This window comes from Brevibacillus daliensis (assembly GCF_021245735.1).
In the GTDB taxonomy this organism is placed as follows: Bacteria; Bacillota; Bacilli; order Brevibacillales; family Brevibacillaceae; genus Brevibacillus_B; species Brevibacillus_B daliensis.
In genome coordinates, this window is the sequence record NZ_JAJISB010000001.1 from 378,887 (window position 1) to 403,806 (window position 24,920).

Sequence of the window (24,920 nt, forward strand, 5' to 3'; positions counted from 1 at the left end):
TAACCATTAGTATGACTATTGTACTAATTTCAACTATACAATTTCTAAACAAAAAAAATAGTCTTGCTTCGAACCAATCATGGTGTACGTGCGACAATGTGTAAATTTTGTGCGAGAAGATTCATTGCTCCTCCCATTTTGTCTCCAACCAGTAGGACCTTATCCTTCACTCCGTCTCCTGTCACATCTGCATACTTGGTATGACTACATACTCATGTCACGGAGGGAATCTGTGTGATAGTCTTATAGAATAATAGAAACATTTACCGGAAAGGGGTCAGCTATGCATAAACCTGCACTCGTCGTAATCGATGTACAACAAGCAATGTTTGAAGAATCAGATCCGGTTTACCAAGGAGAATCTCTGCTTGCAAATATTAAGCAGCTGCTTCAACAAGCTCGTGCTAATGATGTCCCCGTCATTTATGTTCAACATAACTCGCCTGCTGGCACTCCATTCGAACCTGGAACACATGGATGGGAAATCCATCCTGACCTCGCTCCTGAAGAGAATGATGTGTTTATTCAGAAAAAAACAGCAGATTCCTTTTGTCAAACTGAATTGCTTATCGATTTGAATAAACTAGGGATTTCTCATCTCTTTCTATGTGGCATTCAGACAGAGATTTGTGTGGATACCGCTTGCCGCCGTGCATTTGGTTTAGGTTACAAAGTCACAGTTGTTACAGATGCCCACAGTACTTTTGATACGGAGGAGCTTAGCGCCGCGCAAATTATTTCTCATCACAATCAAATTTTCAAGTTTTTTGGGGAAACGAAGCGAACAGATGAGATTTCTTTTGCTTCGAAAGTTGTGCGGTAAAAATAAAAAAACTTCTTTCGAAAATCATTCGAAGAAGCTAGTACTTATTTTTGAGGATGATTTACATGCGTATCAGGACATAACTCTTCGAAGAGTATTTTACCAATACAACTAGAAAACAGGGTGACTAAATGGCACCCTGTTTTTTAGTAATTGAATCAATTTCATGATGGCGAAGAAATCATTGGTATTTAGCTCTTTCATCGCGAACGCAGTTGCTCCCTTACTGCCATCAATGCAAAGCCAAGCTATTGACAATTCCATGTAATGGAAAGAAAAAAATCTACTGGCATAAGCCAAAACTTAATTTACGCGATTCATTAACAGAGTCACCCATTCATCGCTTTGTCTTTTGTCTTGCACTATAAACCCGGCTTCACGATAAGCCTCTTCCACCTTGGGTAATATCCATTCCACAATTCCCGACAAAATCAGTGTTCCCCCAGGCTTAAAGGTACGCAAAACCAAAGGAAGCATAGCAATATCCTCGTCTCCGCCAATGTTAATAAATGTGAAATCAAAAAATTGCTCCAAACTCATTAGTTGCTCATCTGTCGCTGCATCGCCAATTCTTAGTGTAATACAATCCTCAGCCAGTTGATTACGAGCAAGATTATTCTTGATCTCGTAACAGCTCTCCGGATTGATATCTACTGCATAAACAGGCGTTGCTGCTCCATTTAATAGACAAAAAACAGAGAGAATACCAGAACCTGCTCCTACATCTAATACTGTTTTTCCTTCCAGATTCATCTGTTGCAAAAAGAGCATAATATCCTGGGTTGTTCCGTGATAGCCCGTTCCAAATGCTGCTCCCGGATCGATATACATAATCTGATCAACAGATTGCACTTCCTCCCCCTCTTCCCATGAAGGAGCGATCACCCAATCCCCTACCTGAACCGTCTGGAATTCCTCTTTCCACGATTCATTCTCTTCCTTTACCTTTTCTACGTTTACTACCTTAATCTTCCCTTCCCATCGGGACAGGTACTGCGTCATTTTATCTTTATGTATCTCTTCAGATTCTGTGATTTCTTCAAAGATAAAAGCCGTCATGGGTTGTTCCATTTTCTCTTCATAGTCATAGCCATTCTCTGTAACGATTACTTCTACTTGTGGTTCAATCCAGCCTAACGTATAGCTAGACTCCATCATTTCATATGAAAAGATTTCTTCTAATTCCTGTGGTAATTGCAGGGTGTATTTTAACCAATAGTTTTGCATCAATCTGTTCCTTTCTGGTAAAAATCTAGCATATTCCCTTCCTAACATGGTAATATGAACGGACAGAAAAGTTGTACCGAAGGGGAGGTCCAACACCATGTTTGATGAGTTTTTCCGTCGTAGACGAAAGAATAATTTTATGCTTTATGTCATGATCGTTTTTATCATTCTAGCTATCCTATTAGTATGGGCTGGTGTCAGCTATTTGAGCTAGTTCGATTGCCTTGCTTTACTTACCGGTTCCCTCTCTATTATACTTGAGGATGTGCCGAAACGTGATGCATTACAAATTGTATACCAGTAATCAGTGCTGTTGCCAGTACGTTTGAATAGAAAGAAGGTTCTCTCATGTCACGAATTCTCATCTCCGGTTATTATGGTTTTAACAATGCCGGGGACGATGTTGTCTTATATGGTATTATTAGCTCACTGAAACGAGAACAACCGAATATGTCCCTCTCTGTGTTGTCGAATCAGCCTGAGCTGACAACATCGCTGTTTGGGATTCCTGCTCATAATCGTTGGAGCCTATCTACGATCATAAGAGAGTTGAAAAAAAGTGACCTCCTGGTTATGGGAGGAGGTACTCTGATGCAGGATGTGACAAGCCCACGAAGTGTACTCTACTATCTGGGGATTGCCATGATTGCCAAGATGCTTGGCAAACCTGTTGTTTTCTATGCCCAAGGCTTCGGACCGATTTTAAAGTCTTTTAGCAGACAAATGATCAAGCAGGTTGTGAATCACGTAGATATTATTACCGTGCGTGATCATGAATCTGGCGAAGATTTTAAAGCATGTGGAGTGAAAAAGGCCCCTGTATTTGTTACAGCTGATCCAGCCTTAACCATTCATCCGGACGATATTGATCCTAAGCGTGGACACGATCTGATTGATCCTCTGTTCGAAGATTTATCCCGACCCCTCGTGATCTTCTCTGTTCGTAACTGGAAGTCGGAAGAGAGTTTCAAGCAGGTTTTTGCTCATGCTGCAGATTTTTATCGGGAACGTGGTTGGAATGTCCTGTTCTTACCTATGCATTTCCCTAGTGATATTGCGCCATCGGAAGAAATCATGTCTCTGATGAAACAACCAGGTGCTGCTATTATTTCTGAGCATGTCAATTTCCACGATATTATGAGCGTATTAAAGCATGCTGATTACGTAGTGGGGATGAGGCTTCATTCATTAATTCTCGCATGTATGCTACATATCCCGTTTTTAGGAATTTCCTATGACCCAAAAATCGACCGATTTGTAGAGCGTGCTGGTATGGTCTGCGCAGGGCACATTAAGGATCTTGATGAAAAGTCTCTCGTTGACCTCATTAGCGAACGAATGGAAAATCCTGAGCGCGAACAAACTATCATTCGTGAAAAAGCAGAGTTGTTAAAAATAGATGCAATGAAAAGCAGCCAGCTTGTGCTGCAAGCATTAGCCACAAAGAAATAATCGTTGTCGTTTTTATAAGGAGGAACAAATCTTGTCACTCTCTACCTCACTTTTACTAAGTTTAAATAAGCTGTTCCCTTTACCCGTCCACCCATTTAATCTGGCTAATGACGGGAAAATGAGCTATACCGAATGGCAGTTTCAAAAAGGTGATCAAACCATCCAGTTTTTCTTGCCGTTCCATTCCCAACAACAAATGTTTACGGACAAAACCGTGCTGGACATAGGTTGCGGGGGTGGCGGTAAAACATGCTACTACGCTACGTTTGGCCCAAAAAAAATTATCGGAATAGATATCGTTCCTCACTATGCGCAAGAAGGAAATGCATTTGCCAAAGAAAAAGGGCTGGATGACATTGCTTCTTTTATGACGGGGGATGCGTCAGCCATGCCGTTTGAAGATGAGACGTTTGACACAATCATCATGAACGATGCTATGGAGCATGTCGATAATCCAGAAAAAACCCTGGAAGAATGCTTCCGCGTCCTTAAAAAAGGCGGACTTCTTTATATCAACTTCCCGCCATATTACCACCCATTTGGTGCCCACTTGTCCGATGCGATTGGTTTCCCGTGGGTTCATTCTTTCTTTTCCGATCAGACCCTTATTAACGCTTACCGAGAGCTCGTAAAAGACCTTCCCGATGGAGAAGATCGACTAGAGTTCCGTATTAGCAAGCGTCCTGACGGTTCCGAGTACTTTTCCTACATTAATCGCATGACAATCAAACGTTTCCGTAACATCCAAAAGGGTGTGAGGTATCCAGCGGTTTACGAAAAGGAAATGCCTCTGCGTAACATCGTTGCATCAGCTGCCAAGCTTCCTTTCTTCCGAGAATACTTTGTGAAAATGGTTGTCTGTGTCTACCAAAAAAATTAATCTAGTAACCCGGCAGGTAGTATATCTACTGCCGGGTTACTTATTTTTACACTGTGTGAGATTGTTTTACTAATGTGGCTATCCATTTGCAGGTGATTTGCATCCTTTCTCTCATTGAATGACCACATGCAATCCCCTAAAATAGTAGAAGAAGCACCGATAGGAGGTTACATATTACATATGAAATGGAAAATTGCTGTGCCAGTAGTGTTAGTCGCTATTCTGGCCATAGGCTATTTTATCTATCAGCAACAAAAAGTCTCCCCTTTCCACGATCCTGCTGAGGTTGTAAACAAATTCGAGTTAGCTGTTAAAGAAGGGAATGTAAAGCAATTTTTGGAGTTGACCACCATCCCTGATGATGTAAAAGGAAAAACGGCTCTTCATGAAAAAAATGCAGCTAACATCCTGGCAACGCTAAAGGAATATCAAGAAACGTTCGCAACCTATATGGAGGATATGAAAGATCAGGCTCGTTATTATCAACAAAATGAGACTTATGTACCAGAAGCCCTTACTGATGAGAAAGTAGCAAGCGCTTTACTTGTATTGAAAAAAGAAGGGAAAATATACAAGGTCCAGGTTCGGCCTTCCTACGTCACTGTAACAGGCCCCGTTGGAACGAAGCTTACCACTGGAGAGTCTGGTGTGGAGATCAAGCTACAGGCGACAGAAAAACCGGCGACAGAACAAACTACCAAGCCAATTGAAGCCGGACAGGTTCCAGGTGTTGACACCTTCTTGGTAGGTCCATATTTTCCCGGGGAATATACGCTGAATGGAAGTTTTTCAACCATGCTAGGAACAGTGAGTGCCGAAACCAAGTTGACAGTCATGTATGGACTATCTAAACCGGTTACTGTTGAATTTCCCATTCGTGATATTAAAATCTATACCAATTTAAAGCAGGCTATCCTTTTCCATAAGGGACAGCAACTACCCGTTACGTTTGAGCAAAGTTTTAATGGTGTTGTAACAACCATCCATAATGTACCTGCGGAAGACCTGGAGTTTACGGTAAAAGCAACTACAGCACAAGGCGAATTGTCTGAGACTGGTACTATATTAAAAAGCGAAGAGTTTGTTGATCTTCCTTTTACTGTCTCGAAGGCTGATGGATTAAAAGAAGAAATCGTTACTCTTTTTTCCGACTATAACAAAGCTTGGCTTACTTATGCCAGAAAGAAAGAATCGCTTGATCCGCTCCGCCCCTATCTTCACCCTGAAGGATTCGAGTTAACAAGTTATGAACGAGAAATAGCCCAATTTAAAGAATCACCTGCTATTTTCAAGGACGTGTTTGCTGGCGATACCATCCGGCTTGAAGTAGATTTTGGAACATTGCAAACCAAGGAGGATGGGTCTCTAACTATCCTGGTACTCGAGGTTTATGAAGACAGATGGAAAAACCTCGAATTGAATAAAGTAAGTGACCATGGTGAGGATATACAGTGTTGGGAATATACACTGAAAAAGTATAATGACAAATGGCTAGTTGTAGAGTCCCGTGCAGATTCTCCTGATCGTTTTGGATTAAATTCCGACGATGTATATAAGATTAAATAGTGGATGAAGTCATACATGTGCTAAGCTTTTGAAGCTTAATTAATAGGCTCCTATATATTGAAATGCCGTTAGGGGAATACCTCTCCCTAACGGCATTTTTCCATTCTTAATACTTACTTATGCGAAATAACTCTTACTAAGCTAGTCAATGTACCTAGATGCATGACTTCATGGATAAAAATGAAGGTAAATAGTTTTTCCGTGCCAATTTCAAGAAAGATTACCCATTTATCTATGAAAGATTCTGTAAGATTTATACGAAAGTCTTGTTTTTCTTTCCCATAATCTTTACTATGTTTAGTCGAAGGGATTTTTGTTAAAAAAGACAATACTACATTCAAAATAGTAAACGGAGTTGTTGTTATTCATGAGAACCCTACAATATTATACTTACATGTTTCTTTACATCATCAGTAAGATGCCCATCATTAAACGTCTATCAAAACTAGAAGGTGAAGAAGCTGTCAGAAACCGTATCAAAACCTATTACGAGCTAGGAACGATTAGCTTGCAACGACTGATGAAGATTGCAGGAGCAGAAATTAAGGTGAATGGAGCAGAAAACGTCCCTCTAAACGAGGCCGTATTATTCGTTAGCAATCATCAAAGTAACATGGATATTCCTGTATTGTTTCTTTCCTCTCCAAATAAAATGAGTTTTATCGCCAAGAAAGAGATGGAGAATATTCCTGGACTTGGGAAATTTATGAAAATGGGTAATTGTCTTTTCATGGACAGAGATAACCCTCGTCAATCAATTAAAACGATCTCAGAAGGCGTAGACTTGCTAAAAAAAGGATACTCCCTTTCGGTTTTTCCTGAAGGTACAAGAAGTAAATCCAACCAACCTGGTGAATTTAAGCCAGGAAGCCTCAGATTGGCAACAAAATCAGGAGCAAAAATTGTGCCTGTTTCCTTGAAGGATACGCGTAAGCTAATGGAAGACAATGGTAACCGCATCAAACCAGCTCAGGTTGAAATTACTTTCCACGAACCAATCGATCCCTCACAATATCAGGATACGAATGAACTGAATCGTGTAGTTGTAGAAAAAATAACGTCTGTCTTACTTTAAAAGCTCATTTTTTGAGCTTTTTTCTGTGAAAAACGTCGAGCCGTTTTTCATAAAATTGGATGTGAGCGCTTGCGTTCAAACAAAACGGGCATGACCTTTTTGTTTGTTCAAAGCCTTCTCGTTACACGAAAAATTTCGATAATAGTAAGATTCCAACAATAATGGGAACCATGAATACAGCACCTTTTAATAAGCTTCTCCCCATTTCATTCCTATTTATCCTCCCCTGTTTCTTCCACACGTACAAGAGATAAGACATATAAGGAATAAGGAGCAATACTGCCGTAATCAGTCCAGGCACATAGGTAAAGAAAATAATCGCTTGTATGATATGTGATAACCCATTCACAAGTAAAATAGCTGTTACTAACAAAATGAGCTCAAATGTGACTCGATTACGAATCAGATACTCCAGTATGACCAGCAGGGCAACAGAAACACTAAGAAAGATAATGGCTACTAAAAATGTATCTCGATCGTATAAACCGCCTACCAAATCCCCTAAAAAGTTGTCAGTGAGGAAGCTTACTGGCTCTGTTGTTATAAACAAACCATAATATTCTTCGTAGTTATGTAGGGCAAAAATAAAGGGAAGAAGCCAGAGAATGTTATATGGATCCGTTGTCTTCAAAGGTATTCATCCTCCTTAATGGAATATGAGTTCTTCTACATTCATTCGTCAGTTCTAATTAGAAACTTGAGCAATTCTCAAAAACAGACATCCCACATAGCTGATAATAGTAGTTGCTATCTGGGATATCTCATTTATTTTTGCAAGGTTACTTCAATTTCTTTGATTGGAGCCTCAACATAAGATAGATGCCAATTGTAAATGTCCATAAGCGCAGTCCATAAGACCCATGCTTTTTGTTAATCATTTTTTTGCATGTACTTCCCTCCCACTACTGATTCGTCTCTTCTTCCCTGTCATATCATGCGTAACGAAAACGAAGCACGAACCGTCCTGTTTATGGGACACCTTTATTTCTTGAAGCGTTTCAAGTATTTGCCTACTATCTCATGTATCAATGGTTCCTTGCACGCGTAAAGTGCGGCAAAATAAACCAGTATAGAAATACTTACTCCGACTAGCAGTTGAATAACTGGTGTTACAGTGGATAGCATACTGTTTAATCCATAAGCAGCGGCTGACATAACTGCACAGCTTATCACTACCTTGATCAATGTAAGTAAAAAGGCTTTGTCCAGCAATTTACCTACCGCTTTCCAAAGCATAAGGAACAACAATCCCGCTTGAGCCATTGCAGAGATTGAAGCACTTAGTGCTACTCCTCCGTGACCAAGTGGTGGAATGAACAAATAAGCTGAAAGGAGATAAACACCTATTCCAATCGCACCGATAATAACTGGCGTACGGGTATTTTCCAGTGCATAAAAGGCACGAGTAATCAGGTCGCGTGCTGCTAAAAAGTAAAGACCTACACCATAAAATACAAGCCCGGTAAACGTCCAGACAACTGCTGTATCACCAAACGCACCTGCATCTCGTACGAATAACAAGCGGATCACAGGTTCACCATACAGCACAAAACCAACCGTAACCGGAAGTAAGAGAATGAGCAGGTAGGAAAGCCCTTTTTGCAATGTGGCTTTCATCAGGTGCATCTCATTACGCTTTACATAGTTGGCCAGTAGCGGGAACAGTGGCAAGGTAAAGGCACCGACAAAGATTGCCATCGGTAACTGAGCAATTTGGTTGGCATACGAAAGTGCAGCTACTTTACCGTCTCCCAGTCCCGTGGTAAGACCTCGTTCCAGGAAAATCGTGGTTTGCGAGATGATAGAACCGATCATAATGGGAACAACGCGTTCCCCCATGCTTTTCATATCCTCGTCATCACGTAAATGCCAATTAAAGCGTTGGTTATAACCAAATTTACGCATGGTCGGGATCATTACTAGCAGTGCTGCAACGTATCCTAGCGTCGTAGCGATGGACAAGCCATCTACACCACTTAGAGGAACCAGGGCTACCATACCAATTATGACGATAACACTGTTTGCAACAGATCCTAATGTTGGGGTGAAAAAATGTTGATGTGAATTCAACACACTTGCCCACAGTCCAGCAATCCCGATAAAAAAGACGGATGGCCACATCAAGTACAGCTGTCTAATCGTAATATCTGCTTTTTCCCCAACCAAGCCGTACATAGATGCAATTTGTGGGGAGAATAACATACCTAGAGCAGTTAGCAAAAAGAAGCCAACAGCTATGACGGCTAACATTTTATGATACAGGTTAGATACCCGTTCCTTGTTACCATCTTCAAGTACACCGCGCATCGTTGGGATCAACACAGCATTGATAGCGCCTGGAATGATCATGAACAATGTCATGGGAATAGTTAACGCGAGAAAATAAGCATCTGCTTCCATTCCTGTGCCGTACAGATTAGAAACGTATAACGTGCGTACAAAGCCAAGCAATCGGCCAATTAATGTTAATGCTACAATCATGGTTGCGGTTCTTAATAGATTCACAGCTTCATAACTCCTAATTCTTTGCTCATCATGCATGGGCGTGATTACAGCATCTGATTTCTTTCCTTGCTACCCTATCTTAACATTCATTATAATAGTAGGGTCGAACATATGTGTAGGGGGACTTCTCTTGAATACGAATTTAAAGAAGCTGGTGCTAACTCCGACCAGCTGGATTTACCTGCTTTTTGCCTTTCCTATCATTGATTACGTGTTGCGTAAAATATTGCCGATTCCGGTTGTAGCATCTTTGTGGGATGATGGCGTACTGTTTGTCCTCGTGATCTTTACCTTGATTGCTTATATGAAAGGTAACCGTTCCCTGCCCGGCATTAAACACCTGTTCATCGCTTTATTTGCCTTTGGACTAGGTCTTATGTTTATGGACATGACCAATTTTAATGCCAGCATTGAAGGATTCCGGGCGATATATCAGTTTATGATTGCCTTCTTTATCGGTTTTTTCCTGATAGAGTCTAAAGAACAGTTGAATACCTATCTGAAAGTATTTGCTTTTGTTGGATTTTTTGTTGCATTTATTGGGGTGCTGCAAGTATTTTTGGGAGTGGAGACAAGCAGCTCCTGGCAGGGTGAAAATGAAAACATTACGACTCGTGCCTATTCCATTGTAACAAGTCCTAACGTTTTAGGCAGTTACATGATTTTTACACTTCCTGTTGCCTTTGGTTTCTTTTTGCAAAGCAATACGCGCAAATCAAAATTAATCTGGGCTGGCATTAGTCTCATCATGCTGGCAGCTTTGATTGCAACCTCATCTCGTGGAGCTTGGTTTGCTCTACTTGGTGTATTGGTAATTGGCTCGGCTTTTGTCAATCGTAAAGTCTTCTTATCCATTATTGCTGCATCAGTCCTTGGGATGGTGTTGTTAATCGCCATACCTGAATCAACACCTGTAGTTGGTTCAGTCAAAAGCCGTATAACCAACCTATTCTCTGCTGACTATTGGGAAAAAAGCAGCGACAGCGGTCGGGTAGCTCGCTGGACTAACGCTTATCACAAGATGCGTATGGAGCCGTTGTTCGGTGCAGGACCAGGACATTGGGGCGGAGCAGTAGGTTCCCGATATTTCGGAACGATTTACACAGACAGCTATATGTTTAAAACTTTGGCAGAAACTGGTCTGATCGGTCTTGGGCTGATGATTTCTGTCATGCTAGGTGTTGTTACCTATGCTGGGAGGCTTACCTTGAAATGGAAAAACTCCCCGTATTTTTACACAGGACTGGGGCTTTTCTGTGGATTCCTTGCCGTGTTCTTCCACAATTTTGCGGAAAATATTTTTGAAGTGCCGTTTATGTCTACCTTCTATTGGTTGTTAGGCGGAATGGTTGCGGCGCTCGCTACGCTAGACTTCCGTTACGCTAACAAAAAGATTGGCACTAGATCATAAACGAGAAAAAGGTGAATGTTATGCGACAGCTGTTTAAGCTGCAAACCTTATACTGGGCGCTTTACGCCTTCGCACTGTTTGTCGTCTATAACCTGGTGGTAAAGGTTGCCTTTCTGGAACTATCTCTGATTGCAGTCGTTATTTTTGTTCCATTAATGGTTATTACGTACTTCCTGATTCGACCGGAAGAACGTCGACAAGTTGTAGTGTTTACATTAGGTTTTCTATTACTGGATAAAGCTCTTACCTCTCTGGATGAGAGAGAACTTACTGCCTACGTAGGAGGCGCTATTATAGCCATTGTAGGTCTTTCTCTTCTGGTTAAATTTTATGGCAAGCATAAGTGGAATGCAGTCGTTGCCATGATCATTGTGGCATGCCTGACCAATTTCACATATAACCGAGATACGTTATATGCCATTAATAACTTTTATTTGATGGATGAGACGGAGCGTCTGTATAAAGGAGAATGGGTCGATTACTTCCCACTTAGCCTGTACGATATTGATGGTGACGGTGTGATGGAGATTCTCACCTATGGGAACGCTGACGAGGTTGTTGATGAAGAAAAGAAAATTCCAGAAACAGCTGAGGAGAAAAAAGCTTCTGCTGAAGAACTTCTCTATTTGAAAGAAGAACCTATTTCTCTGTATGCATTGAAGTGGAATGGAGATAAAATGGTTCGCATGAAGGAGTCTGACTTTACACCCGAGCAGTGGAAGAGAGCGCAGGCACAAATGCCAACCGATTATCCTGGCTTCCCATACTATGCCCAGCTGAATGATAAATTGGTGCCTACTGTACAGCGTCAATCTTATACAGAGGCAATGATGCAATCGGGTACAGCACCTTATCGTGCTCTCTTGCTAGACCTTGCCCAAATTGATCGTAAGCTTCTAGAACAAGGTGGGGTTACAAACCAGGTAAATGAATTTGATAAGCCTAGTCAGTTCCATGACCTAACAATAAAAAATGGAATTCTGAGCGGGAAGTTTAATCAGGTGTCATTCCTTTATGAGACTCGTGGAACCACTATCCTTGATACGATACGTCTTCCTAACGGTGACGAGGGGCTTCTCATTTTGGATGAGGATATTACTGTTCTAACCGTTAAGCCAGACGGATTGGTACAAGAGGCTTATCACCTACCACGTAAGACCCTAAAAGGTGGTATTACAATGAGTGATATCGTGGTCGCTGACATTGATCATGATGGTTTCGATGAACTCATTGTTGGTGGTGTACCATCCTATATCTTGCGTCCTGGCGATAACGATACATGGGAGATTCTTTGGAAGAGCGAAGATAAAGACAAGAGCTTCCGCTTGACCAATTTTGCTAGTATCGGCAAAAATGAAAAACCTGAATTAATCGCCCAGACAAAAAGCTGGGTAAGTAACTTTAATACTCGTTATCTCACAGGTTTTGATTACACGCCAGAAGGGCTTAAACAAAACTGGAAAATCTATATGCCATTAATAAAAATGCAAGTGGGCGATATTGACGGAGACAAGCAGAATGAACTGATAGCGTCCATGTATAATACACATCGCATCTGGGTCTTCAAACGTCACAATATACCTGTATTCCCGATCAGTATTGCTATCACCATAGGGCTGTACGCATTCGCTATAGTAAGGAGGGTTCGCCATGCTTCGTAAACGTCCAGGGAAACACTTGCTAGCAAGTGTGACAGCTCTTGCCCTGCTCTCCGGCTGTACGTATGAATCAGCCCCTAAAGAGTTCGTAAAACTTGAAACAGAACAACCAGGTAAAACACCTGAAAAAAATCCTGCTCAAGTACTTCAAACTGCTTTAAGTAAAGCAAAAACCGACCCAGAAGCTCAAAAATTCTGGTTCAGCGGATATGTAAAAAACCGTATGATGTCTCGCGAGTTAACCAGTATGTTTGATGGGATTGTAGCAGATTCTGATTCCTATCAGGTTACGGGCCGCATTGCTGCTCAAGAGTTTGTCTACTATCGTAATAACGATGATAAGTATATTTATCGAGGTGGCAGCTGGATTACAGCTCGTGAGGAATCAATTCCTGTCGATGTATTCAAAGGCTTTGATGACTGGATTCCGTTCTTAGATCGCGCTGTCGAGATGCCTGAAGAAAAGGTAATCAGTACCATGACTACTCCTTATCAAATCAAGATTACAGGAAAAGAATGGGTAGAAAATAGTAACATCGATCTATTCAAGCCGCTACAAGACGAGTTGGCTGGACGTCCTGATCTGGATAAAATTCTGGAGAATACCACGATCAAAACAACATTTGGGATTGGACAAAAAGATGGATTGATTCACAGTTATCAAACCTGGATTATCGTACCAGTTCCTGGAGCAGGTTATATGGACCAAGAGGTTAACTTCAAGTTCTTCAAATACGGTGAAAATCTACAATTGACCCCGATGACTGAAGTTGAGAAATACCTGTTGGACTAGTTTAAGAATAAAACCAATCATATAAGTAAAGGCTTCACCTACTCTCCATGAGGAGAAACAGGTGAAGCCTTTTTTGAATTATAGCCGCTATGTGGTGGCTGTTTCTAACATTTCGACATAGGTCTTCTACATTGTAGGATCAGCCTGATCACGTTCCGTTTTTTGTCCCACTACTTCATTCATCAACCGAGCTAGCTGTCCTGCTTGTTCACGGCGTTCATACGGCCTCACACGATCGTAGAAGCTCTCGTCACGCTTCGTTTCGGTGCTAGTCTCCTGCTCCTGTTTCCATGCCTGAAACAGCTTGTAATAGGCTTCTTTGATCGCTTCCTTATTCATTGGGTCAGCTACCTGTCCCAATTGGAAGCTGCGTATAATATCCGCTGCCTCACCTGGCATATGTAGCGCAAGGATTGGTTTTCCTACGCCCATATATTCATACAACTTGCCAGGAATATATGCCCCGGCATCAGGTGTTACGTCACCGATCATGAGCAGGGCGTCCGCTCCCTTCATCAAGCCTAGCGCTTCCTTATGTGGTAGATTACCCAGCACTCTAACCACATCCTGTAGACCTAAAGCATTTACACAGTCCTGATTCTCTGTATAGCCAGGGTAATCAAATACTCCAGCAAAGGAGAGACTGATCTCGTTTGAGTTCACCTTCCCCTCATCAATCAATTCTTTGATTGCAGCTAGTAGAAGACGGGGATTTCTTTTTTGATAGAGAATCCCGGCATATGCCGCATGGAAACGACCTGGGACTTCTTTAACCGGCATAAGATCACGAAAATCTGCACGATCAAATCCGTTATATATCAGTTCCACTCGCTGAATCTGCGAGGGATATTTATTTGTAAAGTTTTTGGCAAAGGTAGCCGTTACCGTGGTAATCACATCTGCCTTGCGCATCACTTTTTCTTCCAACTTCTCTTCAAGTCGCTCACGCCATCCGATTCCAGAGCGATGCATATTCTGCGTCCACGGATCACGAAAATCTGCTATCCATTTACAGCCGAATTCTTCCGCTAGTTTCCTGGCAACCAGATGATTGGTAACAGGTCCTGACGTCGAAAAAATGACATCGATTTTCTTCTCACGTAAAAGCTTTCTGCCTGCTTTAACTGCCTCTGGATACCATAAAATCTGATCATCTGGAATAAGTATATAAGACTTGATCTTTTTGGCAAATGAGAACGCCTTTCCTTTAAACTTTCCGAGCAGTGATGGTGCAGAAGGAGTAGAAACCGTATGAGTAGTGGTAACTTCTTCCTTATTGGTTGTGTTTGTTGAATCGCCCTTCGATTCCGTTCCTTGCTCTGTTTTACCTGTAGTCTGTTTCGCTATAGCAGGGGCAGGTTTACGTAGTAACGATGTCAGCTCCTTGGCACGATGAATCTGTACATCCGCAGGAACCTGTGCCAATAGCGAGTTATCAAGTGTGGCATGATACGCAGGATCTGTCGTTAATACATGCACATTCCAATTGTATTCCCCCAAATATTTAGCCATTTTTAATGCACGGGGAATTCCTCCACCTCCGATAGGTGGAAATAAATATGAAATAATGAGCACAGACTGTTTCTTTTCCATTGGTACCTTCCTTATCTCTTACCAGCTTCTTATGTACAAATTACCATACCATAACCGCGGTCTTATTGCGAATCATGGCTTCTTCTGGTATATTGAAAATGGTCTGTTGGAAAGGTTCGGGTGGATTTCATGAAAAGCAAACTACGTGTCCTCCACATTATCGGCGGTGGGGAATTTGGTGGGGCTGAACAGCATATTCTCAATCTGCTTACTTCTTTTTCAAAGGAGAAGGTAGAAGTAGCCGTCGTATGCTTTTACGATGCATTGTTTGCGAGAAAATTGCGCGAAGCCGGTATCACCGTAACAACACTTCATACATATGGACGCTTTGACATGCGCATTCTGCAGGGTGTCAAACACGAAATAGAAAAGATGGATCCTGATATTGTACACACGCATGGTGTGAAAGCGAACTTCTTGGGCAGATTGGCGGTGCGTAATCTTCAGTATCGCACAATTACTACCGTTCACAGTAATCTACGCTATGATTACGTGAGCCCTTTCGCTTCGTTTGTTACCACCCAGATGGAAAAGCGCACACGCAAATGGAACGATCACTTTATCACTGTGAGTCGCGCCTTGCAAGACGTGCTAATTCAAGAGGATGGCATACCTGCTTCCAAAACTACGGTCATCTACAATGGTACGGATCTTACTCCATACCAGCTTCATATGGAGAAAGAAGTAGATCGAAAAGCGTTGCGAGAAGAATGGAATCTCCCTCAAGATGCTTTTGTTTTTGGGAATGTGGGTCGAATTGTACAAATTAAAGGTCTCCCTCACTTACTGGATGCCTTTTCCCTATATCTGAAGAAAACGAATGCAACAAACAGCTATCTAGTCATTATCGGGGATGGTCCTGAACGTTCTTCCCTAGAAGAGCAGGCTAATCGTCTAGGAATCACTTCGTTTATACGTTTTGTTGGATTCCGTACCGATGTGCCTCGCTGCTTGCATGCTATTGATCTGTATGTCCACGCGGCACTTTATGAAGGGCTTGGTTATACCATTGTCGAAGCGATGGCTTCCCATCTGCCTGTAATTGCAACCAGCGCTGGTGGTGTACCAGAGTTTGTCTTATCACAAGAAACCGGTCTCCTCGTTACTCCTGCGTCTCCTGAAGAGTTAACAGAAGCGATGATTACCCTAGAGGCAGATACGGACTTGCAACAAAAGCTGGTGGAACAGGCGAGTGACATGGTGGAACAGCGCTTTACGATTGATAAAATGGCAGAGTTAACATTGGATTTGTACCATCGCTTAGTAGCTAAGAGCGCAAGATAATGACTACATATGCCTGGGAGTAAAAGCTCTCAGGCATTTCTTTATTCTTTTTACTACTAGCCTCATATTCAGAATCCTTGTACAATAAAGATGAAAATGAAGAAAGGTCGTGCATGTACCATGAAATTATATATCTCTTGTGATATGGAAGGTATTTCTGGAATTACCGATCCATCCTACATAAATCCGCAGACAGGCTCTAATTACCAACAGGGTCGTCACTATATGACCCAGGATGTTAATGCCGTCATTGAAGGCGCTCTGGCTGCTGGTGCTACAGAAATCCTTGTTGCAGACAGTCATGAAAATTTTAATAATATCTTATGGGAGGACTTGCATCCGAAGGCACGTCTTCTTCGTGGAACCCCTCGTGATCATTCGATGGTCCATGGACTCGATCAAACATTTGACGCTGCCTTTTTTATCGGATACCACACCCGTCACGGTGTACCAGGCATCCTTAGCCACACCATGTCTCGCGTTATCAAAAATCTGTATGTGAACGGTTCCGTTGTCGGCGAATTTGGTTTTAATGCCATTTATGCGGGGCTTACAGGAGTACCTGTTTGTATGGTATCTGGGGATAACCTGATTGCCGAAGAAGCAAAAAGCCTTATTCCGTCCATACATACAGCCATTGTAAAGGAAGCAGCCTCTCGTACATCTGCTATTTGCCTATCTCGTCAAGAATCGCTCGATGTCTTAACAGAGCAAGCAAGTCTGGCTCTGCAAAATGCTAAACAAATTGCACCTCTTACTACACAGGTTCCTATGGAGTTAAAAATTGATTTCTCTCATTACGGTATGGCTGAAATGGCTGCAAGTGTACCGGGTACCGTCCTATCAACTGATTCAACATTCGTAACCTACATTGCCAAGGATCAGTATGATATGTATAAAACCATGCGTGCCATGATGAACCTTGCTGGCGGAGTTCCTTTTTGCTAATATCGCTCAACAAGGATATTTCTTGCTAGGTTTTTAAGGATCATCTTGATCCTACTTCAGTGGAGAAAACCAGCTCCTCTTTTCACTCTTCGCTAAAAGTCTTCGCCCCGCTGAGTCGGGCTTCGCCAAGTCGCTCTGTGTGAAAAGAGAATCTGGTTTTTCATGCTTTTGGTTTTAATGCAAGTCATTAATCCCCTGAAGCTGTTAGCAGAAGAAGCACATTTTTTGTCCAGAACTATTTAAGGTCCTACCTAGCTACTTGGTAAAGAGTGCGGATAAAAAAGTGCAACCTGTGAGACACTGCTTAGTATTCGCACCCTTTTGCACTTTCCGCACTCTTTACCAAGTAGCGGACGGTCATATCTCCCTTGCAGGGCCTTAACGAGTTCATAGACAAAAAATGTGCTTCTTCTGCATAACCCACTACAGTAATAAAAAACGCCCTGACCTTCCCATCACGGGAGAGTCGGGGCGTTGCTTATTTAGATACGAACTACTTTAACCTTCTTATCGAGTTCACGCGGCATACGATTCTTCAAATCCATCAAAACAGGTGAATCTGTCATGCCTTTTACTAACTCTTCCCAATCAAGGTCAGTAAATTCTTTCTGCATCGCAGCTAATATCACAGCATCAGCTTGATGAAGAGCGTCCTCAAGACGATCCTTCTTATGTGCGTAGTAGGACGGAACAGCTGGATCATAAGAAGCAATCTCAGTTCCTTTTTGCTGTAGGATAGCGATCATATCATTAATCGGACTAATGCGATCATCATTGGAGAAATCCTTCATAGCAAGTCCAAGTACAGCAACCTTGCTCTCACCAAGACGCTTGCCATTAGAAATCAACGCTTCTTCCAGCATTCCAGCAAGTACTGTCGGGATACCATCATTGATGTTGCGAGCAGTAGCAAGCAGTGGCAATCCTACATTCATTTCACGGGCCTTAGGCAACAAATAGTAGTAGGCGTTAGGTAAGCAGTAGCCACCCACACCAGGGCCTGGTGTTAGCAGGTTAACGCGTGTATGCGTATTAGCAACCTTAATTACTTCAAAAATATCTATACCGAACGCTTCTGTAAATCGAGCGAATTCTTGAGACATCGCAATATTAACATCGCGCTGAATGTTCTCAATTACTTTTGCTGCTTCTACAACGCGAATATCTGTCAATGTGATTTCAGCTTCGCAAATAAAGGAAAGCAATTCTTTCCCTTTTTGAGCGCTTTCTTCGTTAATTCCACCCATTGCTACAGGCATTTTCATGAACTCTTCAAATGCTCGTCCTTCAGCAATTCGCTCTGAGCAGTAAGTTAGGTAAAAATCGCTTCCTGCTTTCATCCCGCTTGCTTCTTCAAGAATAGGTAGTACAACCTCTTGTGTCGTACCAGGAACCACTGTGCTTCGGATCATCACATGATCGCCTTTTTTCAGATTCCGTCCAAGGGTTTCCATTGCGCTTCTCAAATATTGTAATTCTGGATCACCATTTTTAACTGGCAAACCAACCGTCACAATATAGTTATCTACTTCGTCTTTTGCTTCTTCATAAGAGGTGACGGCACGGAAATTTCCTGCTTCTACATTCTCTTTTAAAATTTCAGGCAACACTTTGCCATTATATGCTTCTAGATGATGAGATTTTCCTTCATTCGTCTCTTTCACCAATTGCTCAGATACATCTATACCGAGTACTTTCGCACCTTTCAATGCATAGGTCAAAGCGAGTGGAAGTCCAACAAATCCGATACCTACCACTGCAACACGAATAGGATAAGCCATAGTTATTCCCTCTTTCTACATTTCTCTCAAGTGGATGTCATTTAAGACAGATAGTATATTCCCAAACCTAAGAAAACCAGGCAACAAACTATCAGTACCTTTGCGAGTTTTAACATACTTCCTCTCCTTTTTACCAAAGAGGTAGTTGAGTCTTGATTTCTCAACTCCTAATTATACAGCCATACCTATGAAAAGGATAGACGTTCACAGAATTTGCCTACCCCATTCTAGATGTATGATTTCCTTATAAAATTAAGCTTGCCCCTATGATATATGAGAATCCGATAGAAATCATCATGGATATTAATCCAATGGCTTTGTTATCTCGCTGAATCTCCTCGTCCACGTTTATGACAGGTGTCATAAATTCAAATACAAGATAGGCTAGCAAGAGTAAAATAAAGCCATATCCGGCATGAAGCAACGTTTGCCCTAACGTTTCTTGTTGTTCCATTGAGAAGCGGAACAGATTGGATATCCCGAAAATCTTCCCCCCAGTAGCCATTGCTACGGACAGATTTCCTTTTTTCAGTTCTTCCCAGACACCATACTTCGTAACTAGTTCAAAGATGGATAAAAACAGGATCATCGCCATACCAGCAATAGCAAAATATGCTGCCGTTGACACGTACGTATTCTGTAATAACGCTGTCACGTAATTACACCTCGCCTTATTTCAATGTCACAATAGTAGCACCTACGCCACCTTCACCCTGTCCACCTAGGCGATATGATTTTACGCTTCGATGGCTTTTCAGGAATTCATGAACTCCTTTGCGTAAAACCCCTGTGCCATGCCCATGAATAATGGAGACATTATGAAAACCAGCTAAAACCGCTTCGTCCAGATAACGATCGATTTCCTGAATGCCATCCTCCACATTGTAACCTCTTAAATCCAGATCCATTTTCACATGGCTTCGATCCCGCTTAATCGTTGTGTATTGGACAGGCTGTTTAGATGTATTCGTCTCTTTAACAAGATGCATATCATCTTTTTTCACTTTCATCTTGATGATACCCAGCTGAACAAGGAACTCAGAATTAGATACCTTCTCCAAAACCGTTCCCTTTTGTCCAAAGCTGTCTACCATCACTTCATCGCCCACTTTAATTTGAGTAGCACGAACAGCTTTGGCTGGTTTTTTCACTATTTCTTTTTCAAGTTCCAGCACAGCATTTCCAAGACGCTGTTTCGCATCGATTAAACGGTGTTCTTTAAAATCGACGCCTTCCTTCTTCATCTGACGCAACTCTCGAATGATGGTTTCTGCTTCTTCTCTAGCAAGCTGTACGGCAATTCGCGCTTCATCCTCCGCTTTTTCTAGCAACTGATTCTTGGTCTCAGCAAATTGACGGCGCTCTTCTTCCAATTGACCACGCAATTCCTCTGCCTGTTTGCGTAGTTGCTCGGCTTCTTCCCGTTCTTTTTCCGCTGTTTTCTTATTGGATTCAAGTGAGGCAATCATCTTTTCCACCTGATTTTCTTCTTGGGAAACGGAACGACGCGCCTGAGCAATAATTTCCGCATCAAGACCGAGCCTACTAGCAATAGCAAAAGCATTGGAACGACCAGGAACCCCAACGAGTAAGCGATAGGTTGGACGTAGACTTTGTACGTCAAACTCAACGCTGGCATTAATTACTTCTGGTGTATCATAGGCATATGCTTTTAGCTCGCTGTAGTGCGTTGTAGCTACCAGTTTTGAACCTTTGGACAAAACGTAGTCTAAAATGGACATCGCTAGTGCTGCACCTTCTGTAGGGTCAGTACCTGCACCTAATTCATCAAAAAGGACAAGACTTCTTTCATCCAATTGTCCAAGAATCCGAATGATGTTGGTTAAATGACTGGAGAAGGTGGATAAACTTTGTTCAATGGACTGCTCATCTCCAATATCAGCAAACACGGAGGAGAAAACAGTCATTTCACTTTCTTCTTGAGCTGGAATATGTAATCCTGCCATTGCCATGAGGGATAACAGTCCGATCGTTTTGATGGAAACGGTTTTACCTCCGGTATTTGGACCCGTTACCACAATACCGGTGTAGCTTTTTCCTAGCTCTACATCTAGCGGTACGACCACATTGCGATCAATTAGCGGGTGGCGTCCTTTTTTCAAGAGTAAATAGCCGTGGTCATTTAGCTTCGGACTGATTGCTTTCATACTCTCAGCTAAATGTGCTTTGGCAAAAATAAAATCAAGCTCAGCCAATACCTCAAGATTTTCTTTAAGCAGCTCTAAATGATCAGCAACCTGCACGGTTAACGTATATAGGATCTTTTCTACTTCTCTTTCTTCCTGCAAGCGTGATTCTCTAAGCTTGTTGTTCATGGTTACAATCACTTCTGGTTCGATAAAGAGCGTTGCTCCAGATGCTGACTGATCATGAACGATACCACCAAAATGGGAGCGATATTCCTGTTTAACCGGAATAACAAATCGATCTCCACGGATCGTAACGATGTTTTCCATCAGCATTTTTTGCGTAGAGGAAGACCGCGTCATCTGATCCAGCTTTTCGCGAATACGTGATTCTAAGCTTCTGATTTCTTGTCTAACCTGGCGCAATTCAACACTGGCACTATCCATCACTTCGCCGCTCTCATCAATACAACGACGAATCTCGTCTTCCAACTCGCGCATTCCTTCGATACGGTCAACCAAACCACGTAGAATAAAGATATCCTGTTCTTCGCTCATATCGGTAAGGAAATTTTTCAACCGACGACCAGAGCGGATCGTATTGGCAATATCAAGTAGCTCAGCAGGTGCCAACATCGAGTTAAGTCTGGCACGCTCAATAGGTCCACGGATATTTCTGATACCGCCCATCGGTACGCTGCCCTTTAACCGAAGAACGGTACTCGCCTCTTCAGTAGCTTTTTGAGCGTGACGTACTTCTTCTATATTGGTAAAGGGTACAAGCTCGGCTGCCAGCTCTCTCCCCAATTCTGACGTGGTTTTCTCCATCAGCATGGAGATGATTTTATCAAATTCCAGCGTCTTTAAGATCCTTCGTTCCACAACGCTGCCTCCTTCATGAATAACATCATACTATTATATCATGTGTTAATACCTCGCTTCCATCTATTGGCGTGGCGAACGAACTTCTATAATAGAAAAAATTTCTCCTTCTGCTTTTTACATACTTTTTCTCCTAAATAGACACAATGTAAGAGAAGAAATCTATAGACAGGAGGAACTCCTCATGACATTCATGCGTCATGTGATTCGTTTTATCGTAGCCGCAATTGTTCTTATGTTTGTCGGCTTCCTTGTTCCTGGTTTTGCTGTTAGCAGTTTTTGGACAGCCTTACTGGCTGCTGTGATCATCGCGTTGATTGGATGGGCGATTGAAGCAATCTTTGGTAACAATATCTCTCCATACAACCGGGGTTTTGTTGGTTTTTTAGTTAGTGCTGCGGTCATTTATTTCACTCAGTTTTTCATTACAGGTTTCCGTGTGACCATACTGGGAGCATTACTTGCTGCACTGGTGATTGGGATTATCGATATGTTCGTTCCGATTAAATCCAAAATGGATATGAATAACGGAGATAAAGGAAAAGTCGACTAGCCCCTAGAAATCACTGTGAATAAACAAAAAGGAACAGGCATCCTGATTGTAGATGCTCTGTTCCTTTTTGTTTTTTTCTTTTTATGTTCATCTCTTCACATTACAGCAAATGTTCCACGCGAAGAACAATACTCCAACCCCTGCAATGATTGATCCAACTATCGTTCCAATAACAAAGCTTTCTGTTGCTGTTAGGATCATCAAAAACAATGAACCTTGCATAATGGGTAGCCCCAAATTATGCAGCCAGAAATGCCAGCTTGCCAGTTTTGTTCGGGCAGCCTGTGGATACATATGATAAATAAGTCCTACCAAAGCAAGTGACACCCACCCGAGCAAGTTCAAATGGGCATGTACGGAGGCATATTGAAACGACTTTGTCATCCCCATGTAGACACCTAAAACAATTGCCAGTACAAAATAAATGACAGCTATCTTAATAAACCGTGTCGCCAATTCACTCACCCCCTTTCTACCTTAAATGTACTCACGAGAGGTACATTACATGATAAAAAGAGGGCTAGAAAAATTGTAGTTGGAGAATAAATACCCGACAGGTCATTAGAAGCGACGGTGACCATGGCAGTAGCTTGTCCATAACTTCTGGATCATTTGGATCTGAAAGCCGTGGGAGTACTCAAACCCATTTGCCACTTTCTTTCATCTTGTTAAAAATAGGAAAGGAAAACACTTCCTTCCCTTATTTCCTACATCACCATAAGGTATTTTTGTGACTTCTATGCTATAATCACCGTTACAAAAAAATTCATAATAGTAATAGAAAGGTGGATTGTACCTTGCAAGTACAAAAACCGTACCGTATTTTACTGTATTACAAATTTGTTGAAGTAGAGAATCACGAGGAATATGCAGCACAGCACTTGGCTTTCTGCAAGGAAATCGGATTAAAAGGACGAATCCTCGTAGCACCAGAAGGCATTAATGGAACTGTTTCGGGAACAATTGAACAGACAGATGCCTACATGGAATATGTAAAGAGCGATCCTCGCTTTTCTGATATGTGGTTCAAGATTGATGAATCAGATACGCATGCGTTCCAAAAAATATTTGTCCGTCCTAAAAAAGAGCTAGTAACCTGGCGCCTTGAGGAAGATGTTAACCCGAATGAAATCGTGGGTACGTACCTCTCCCCCGAGGAATGGTACAAGTTGATGCAAGAAGATGATGTAGTCATTCTGGATGGACGTAACTATTACGAGTATGATCTGGGACATTTTCGCGGTGCAATTCGCCCTGAAGTAGACTCCTCCCGTGAGTTTCCTGAGTGGATTCGCGAAAACATGTCGCAGTTTAAAGATAAAAAAGTTCTTACCTATTGCACAGGTGGCGTTCGTTGCGAGAAGCTGACCGGTATCCTCATGCAACAAGGCTTCCAGGATGTATACCATCTGGACGGCGGAATTGTCACGTATGGGAAAGACCCAGAAGTACAGGGCCGTTTGTGGGATGGTAAATGTTATGTCTTTGATGAACGTATCTCAGTTGAGATTAATCATACAGAGGATAGCGTAGTTATCGGGAAATGTCACTACTGTGGAAAAGAAGAAGATCGTTATGTGAACTGTGCCAATCCGTTCTGTAACGTTCAGCACTTCTGCTGCACAGAGTGTGAACCAAAATATAAACGCTCCTGCTCTGATGAATGTCGTGAGCATCCGCGAAATCGATATGAAGAAGAGAAAACAAATCCAGAATCTGCTTAACAAAGGTAAAAGCATGATCAACGAAAAATCAAGTTAAGTTCCATAGATGGAAAACATACACCCCTATATCTTACTTGGAGGTTTCCCTTTTGAGGATGGGCTCCAAGTAAGATATAGGGGGTTTTTTTATTCATTTTTGATTAAGCCGAAATAATTAATCTTCCCCATTCTTTTTTTACCTGGCTTCTGATCTATGTTATCCTATTCATACATTTAAAATTGTTAGGAGTACAAAGTATGAATCAGGATATCCAACAGTTTAAAGCTGATTTTTTCAAGGCATTGGCGCATCCTCTGAGAATCCGTATTCTTGAGATACTGAGCCAGGGTGATAAGAATGTAAATGAAATCCAAACAATAGTAGGCTCGGAAGGCTCCGCTGTGTCACAGCAATTAGCTGTCCTTCGCAATAAGAATGTAGTGAGTAGCAGGAAAGACGGTACTTCTGTAATCTACTCACTCCGGGACCCTCTTATCATCGATCTACTGAGCGTGACCAAACAAATATTTGACAATCACCTAGTAGATGCCATTTCAGTCCTGAAAAATATACGTGATGAATAAGAAAAACTTCTAACGAAGTCCTTTCGAAGAAGCTAGTTCTTCGTTAGCGGGTGT

General features: G+C 42.0%; 22 protein-coding genes. 13 read left to right on the plus strand and 9 right to left on the minus strand.

Annotated elements, in window-relative coordinates; translation table 11 throughout:
• Positions 1–283 precede the first annotated feature (283 nt).
• Entirely contained in the window at positions 284–823 is a 540-nt protein-coding gene (locus tag LM917_RS01905) for a cysteine hydrolase family protein (RefSeq protein ID WP_232695710.1), read from the plus strand.
• Positions 824–1,126: 303 nt separating this feature from the next.
• Here LM917_RS01905 and LM917_RS01910 read toward each other — a convergent pair whose 3' ends face one another.
• Complete coding sequence (locus LM917_RS01910) at positions 1,127–2,050, minus strand: 50S ribosomal protein L11 methyltransferase (RefSeq protein ID WP_232695711.1); 924 nt, start codon at positions 2,048–2,050, stop codon at positions 1,127–1,129.
• 348 nt (positions 2,051–2,398) lie between these two features.
• Here LM917_RS01910 and csaB point away from each other — a divergent pair, with 348 nt between their 5' ends.
• Together csaB and LM917_RS01920 are read left to right on the plus strand one after the other, a co-directional pair.
• A complete protein-coding gene (csaB, locus tag LM917_RS01915; RefSeq protein WP_232695712.1) occupies positions 2,399–3,502 on the plus strand; it encodes a polysaccharide pyruvyl transferase CsaB in 1,104 nt (367 codons plus the stop codon).
• 31 nt (positions 3,503–3,533) lie between these two features.
• Positions 3,534–4,382, plus strand: coding sequence for a class I SAM-dependent methyltransferase (locus LM917_RS01920; RefSeq protein WP_232695713.1), 849 nt, complete (start codon positions 3,534–3,536; stop codon positions 4,380–4,382).
• Here LM917_RS01920 and LM917_RS24350 read toward each other — a convergent pair.
• Positions 4,379–4,510 carry a hypothetical protein gene (locus LM917_RS24350; RefSeq protein WP_255667865.1) on the minus strand — a complete coding sequence of 44 codons (132 nt, stop codon included), beginning with the start codon at positions 4,508–4,510 and terminating at the stop codon, positions 4,379–4,381. The two genes, LM917_RS01920 and LM917_RS24350, sit on opposite strands and share 4 nt — an antisense overlap.
• 52 nt (positions 4,511–4,562) lie before the next feature.
• On the opposite strand from LM917_RS24350, the gene LM917_RS01925 reads away from it, so the two are divergent.
• On the plus strand, positions 4,563–5,948 hold the full coding sequence (locus tag LM917_RS01925; protein WP_232695714.1) for a zinc ribbon domain-containing protein: 1,386 nt from the start codon (positions 4,563–4,565) through the stop codon (positions 5,946–5,948).
• A 367-nt stretch (positions 5,949–6,315) separates the two neighbouring features.
• Complete coding sequence (locus LM917_RS01930) at positions 6,316–7,023, plus strand: lysophospholipid acyltransferase family protein (protein WP_232695716.1); 708 nt, start codon at positions 6,316–6,318, stop codon at positions 7,021–7,023.
• Positions 7,024–7,144: 121 nt separating this feature from the next.
• Here the strand turns inward: LM917_RS01930 and LM917_RS01935 are convergent, their stop codons facing one another.
• Positions 7,145–7,654, minus strand: a complete 510-nt coding sequence (locus tag LM917_RS01935; RefSeq protein ID WP_232695718.1) for an HXXEE domain-containing protein — start codon at positions 7,652–7,654, stop codon at positions 7,145–7,147.
• A 350-nt stretch (positions 7,655–8,004) separates the two neighbouring features.
• Positions 8,005–9,528, minus strand: a complete 1,524-nt coding sequence (gene murJ / locus LM917_RS01940) for a murein biosynthesis integral membrane protein MurJ (protein WP_232695719.1) — start codon at positions 9,526–9,528, stop codon at positions 8,005–8,007.
• A gap of 130 nt (positions 9,529–9,658) precedes the next feature.
• Between murJ and LM917_RS01945 the strand changes: the two genes are divergently transcribed.
• Genes LM917_RS01945 through LM917_RS01955 form a run of 3 tightly spaced genes read left to right on the plus strand, consistent with a single transcriptional unit; the run spans position 9,659 to position 13,390 of the window.
• Entirely contained in the window at positions 9,659–10,939 is a 1,281-nt protein-coding gene (locus LM917_RS01945; protein WP_232695720.1) for an O-antigen ligase family protein, read from the plus strand.
• A 20-nt stretch (positions 10,940–10,959) separates the two neighbouring features.
• A complete protein-coding gene (locus LM917_RS01950; protein WP_232695722.1) occupies positions 10,960–12,600 on the plus strand; it encodes a hypothetical protein in 1,641 nt (546 codons plus the stop codon).
• Entirely contained in the window at positions 12,590–13,390 is an 801-nt protein-coding gene (locus LM917_RS01955; protein WP_232695723.1) for a hypothetical protein, read from the plus strand. The genes LM917_RS01950 and LM917_RS01955 overlap by 11 nt, the downstream gene beginning before the upstream one ends.
• A gap of 126 nt (positions 13,391–13,516) precedes the next feature.
• On the opposite strand, the gene LM917_RS01960 is transcribed toward LM917_RS01955, so the two are convergent.
• Positions 13,517–14,983 carry a glycosyltransferase family 4 protein gene (locus LM917_RS01960; RefSeq protein WP_232695724.1) on the minus strand — a complete coding sequence of 489 codons (1,467 nt, stop codon included), beginning with the start codon at positions 14,981–14,983 and terminating at the stop codon, positions 13,517–13,519.
• A gap of 129 nt (positions 14,984–15,112) precedes the next feature.
• Here LM917_RS01960 and LM917_RS01965 point away from each other — a divergent pair, with 129 nt between their 5' ends.
• Together LM917_RS01965 and LM917_RS01970 are read left to right on the plus strand one after the other, a co-directional pair.
• The gene (locus tag LM917_RS01965) at positions 15,113–16,267 is read left to right on the plus strand and encodes a glycosyltransferase family 4 protein (RefSeq protein WP_232695725.1); all 1,155 of its coding nucleotides are present in this window, start codon (positions 15,113–15,115) and stop codon (positions 16,265–16,267) included.
• Positions 16,268–16,387: 120 nt separating this feature from the next.
• Positions 16,388–17,215 (plus strand): M55 family metallopeptidase, encoded by an 828-nt coding sequence (locus tag LM917_RS01970; RefSeq protein WP_232695727.1) that lies wholly within the window; start codon positions 16,388–16,390, stop codon positions 17,213–17,215.
• A 482-nt stretch (positions 17,216–17,697) separates the two neighbouring features.
• Here LM917_RS01970 and LM917_RS01975 read toward each other — a convergent pair whose 3' ends face one another.
• The 3 genes from LM917_RS01975 to LM917_RS01985 form a co-directional block, all read right to left on the minus strand.
• Positions 17,698–18,996 carry a nucleotide sugar dehydrogenase gene (locus tag LM917_RS01975; RefSeq protein ID WP_232695728.1) on the minus strand — a complete coding sequence of 433 codons (1,299 nt, stop codon included), beginning with the start codon at positions 18,994–18,996 and terminating at the stop codon, positions 17,698–17,700.
• A gap of 244 nt (positions 18,997–19,240) precedes the next feature.
• The gene (locus tag LM917_RS01980; RefSeq protein WP_232695729.1) at positions 19,241–19,651 is read right to left on the minus strand and encodes a DUF350 domain-containing protein; all 411 of its coding nucleotides are present in this window, start codon (positions 19,649–19,651) and stop codon (positions 19,241–19,243) included.
• A gap of 16 nt (positions 19,652–19,667) precedes the next feature.
• Positions 19,668–22,025: an endonuclease MutS2 gene (locus LM917_RS01985; RefSeq protein WP_232695730.1), complete on the minus strand. Its 2,358-nt coding sequence runs from the start codon at positions 22,023–22,025 to the stop codon at positions 19,668–19,670.
• 184 nt (positions 22,026–22,209) lie between these two features.
• Here LM917_RS01985 and LM917_RS01990 point away from each other — a divergent pair, with 184 nt between their 5' ends.
• A complete protein-coding gene (locus LM917_RS01990) occupies positions 22,210–22,578 on the plus strand; it encodes a phage holin family protein (protein WP_232695731.1) in 369 nt (122 codons plus the stop codon).
• Positions 22,579–22,665: 87 nt separating this feature from the next.
• Here the strand turns inward: LM917_RS01990 and LM917_RS01995 are convergent, their stop codons facing one another.
• Positions 22,666–23,034 carry a cytochrome-c oxidase gene (locus tag LM917_RS01995; protein WP_232695733.1) on the minus strand — a complete coding sequence of 123 codons (369 nt, stop codon included), beginning with the start codon at positions 23,032–23,034 and terminating at the stop codon, positions 22,666–22,668.
• Between the two features lie 341 nt (positions 23,035–23,375).
• Between LM917_RS01995 and trhO the strand changes: the two genes are divergently transcribed.
• Together trhO and LM917_RS02005 are read left to right on the plus strand one after the other, a co-directional pair.
• Positions 23,376–24,302: an oxygen-dependent tRNA uridine(34) hydroxylase TrhO gene (gene trhO / locus LM917_RS02000; RefSeq protein ID WP_232695734.1), complete on the plus strand. Its 927-nt coding sequence runs from the start codon at positions 23,376–23,378 to the stop codon at positions 24,300–24,302.
• Between the two features lie 237 nt (positions 24,303–24,539).
• Entirely contained in the window at positions 24,540–24,866 is a 327-nt protein-coding gene (locus LM917_RS02005; protein WP_232695735.1) for an ArsR/SmtB family transcription factor, read from the plus strand.
• Positions 24,867–24,920 lie beyond the last annotated feature (54 nt).

Excerpts from the sequence above, each read along its gene's own strand:
- csaB (WP_232695712.1), top strand. The coding sequence starts at position 2,399 with ATGTCACGAATTCTCATCTCCGGTTATTATGGTTTTAACAATGCCGGG.
- LM917_RS01910 (WP_232695711.1), bottom strand. The coding sequence starts at position 2,050 with ATGCAAAACTATTGGTTAAAATACACCCTGCAATTACCACAGGAATTA.
- LM917_RS01925 (WP_232695714.1), top strand. The coding sequence starts at position 4,563 with ATGAAATGGAAAATTGCTGTGCCAGTAGTGTTAGTCGCTATTCTGGCC.
- LM917_RS01955 (WP_232695723.1), top strand. The coding sequence starts at position 12,590 with ATGCTTCGTAAACGTCCAGGGAAACACTTGCTAGCAAGTGTGACAGCT.
- LM917_RS01960 (WP_232695724.1), bottom strand. The coding sequence starts at position 14,983 with ATGGAAAAGAAACAGTCTGTGCTCATTATTTCATATTTATTTCCACCT.
- LM917_RS01950 (WP_232695722.1), top strand. The coding sequence starts at position 10,960 with ATGCGACAGCTGTTTAAGCTGCAAACCTTATACTGGGCGCTTTACGCC.
- LM917_RS02005 (WP_232695735.1), top strand. The coding sequence starts at position 24,540 with ATGAATCAGGATATCCAACAGTTTAAAGCTGATTTTTTCAAGGCATTG.
- LM917_RS01990 (WP_232695731.1), top strand. The coding sequence starts at position 22,210 with ATGACATTCATGCGTCATGTGATTCGTTTTATCGTAGCCGCAATTGTT.
- LM917_RS01965 (WP_232695725.1), top strand. The coding sequence starts at position 15,113 with ATGAAAAGCAAACTACGTGTCCTCCACATTATCGGCGGTGGGGAATTT.
- LM917_RS01970 (WP_232695727.1), top strand. The coding sequence starts at position 16,388 with ATGAAATTATATATCTCTTGTGATATGGAAGGTATTTCTGGAATTACC.
- LM917_RS01905 (WP_232695710.1), top strand. The coding sequence starts at position 284 with ATGCATAAACCTGCACTCGTCGTAATCGATGTACAACAAGCAATGTTT.
- LM917_RS01975 (WP_232695728.1), bottom strand. The coding sequence starts at position 18,996 with ATGGCTTATCCTATTCGTGTTGCAGTGGTAGGTATCGGATTTGTTGGA.
- LM917_RS01930 (WP_232695716.1), top strand. The coding sequence starts at position 6,316 with ATGAGAACCCTACAATATTATACTTACATGTTTCTTTACATCATCAGT.
- LM917_RS24350 (WP_255667865.1), bottom strand. The coding sequence starts at position 4,510 with ATGTGGTCATTCAATGAGAGAAAGGATGCAAATCACCTGCAAATGGAT.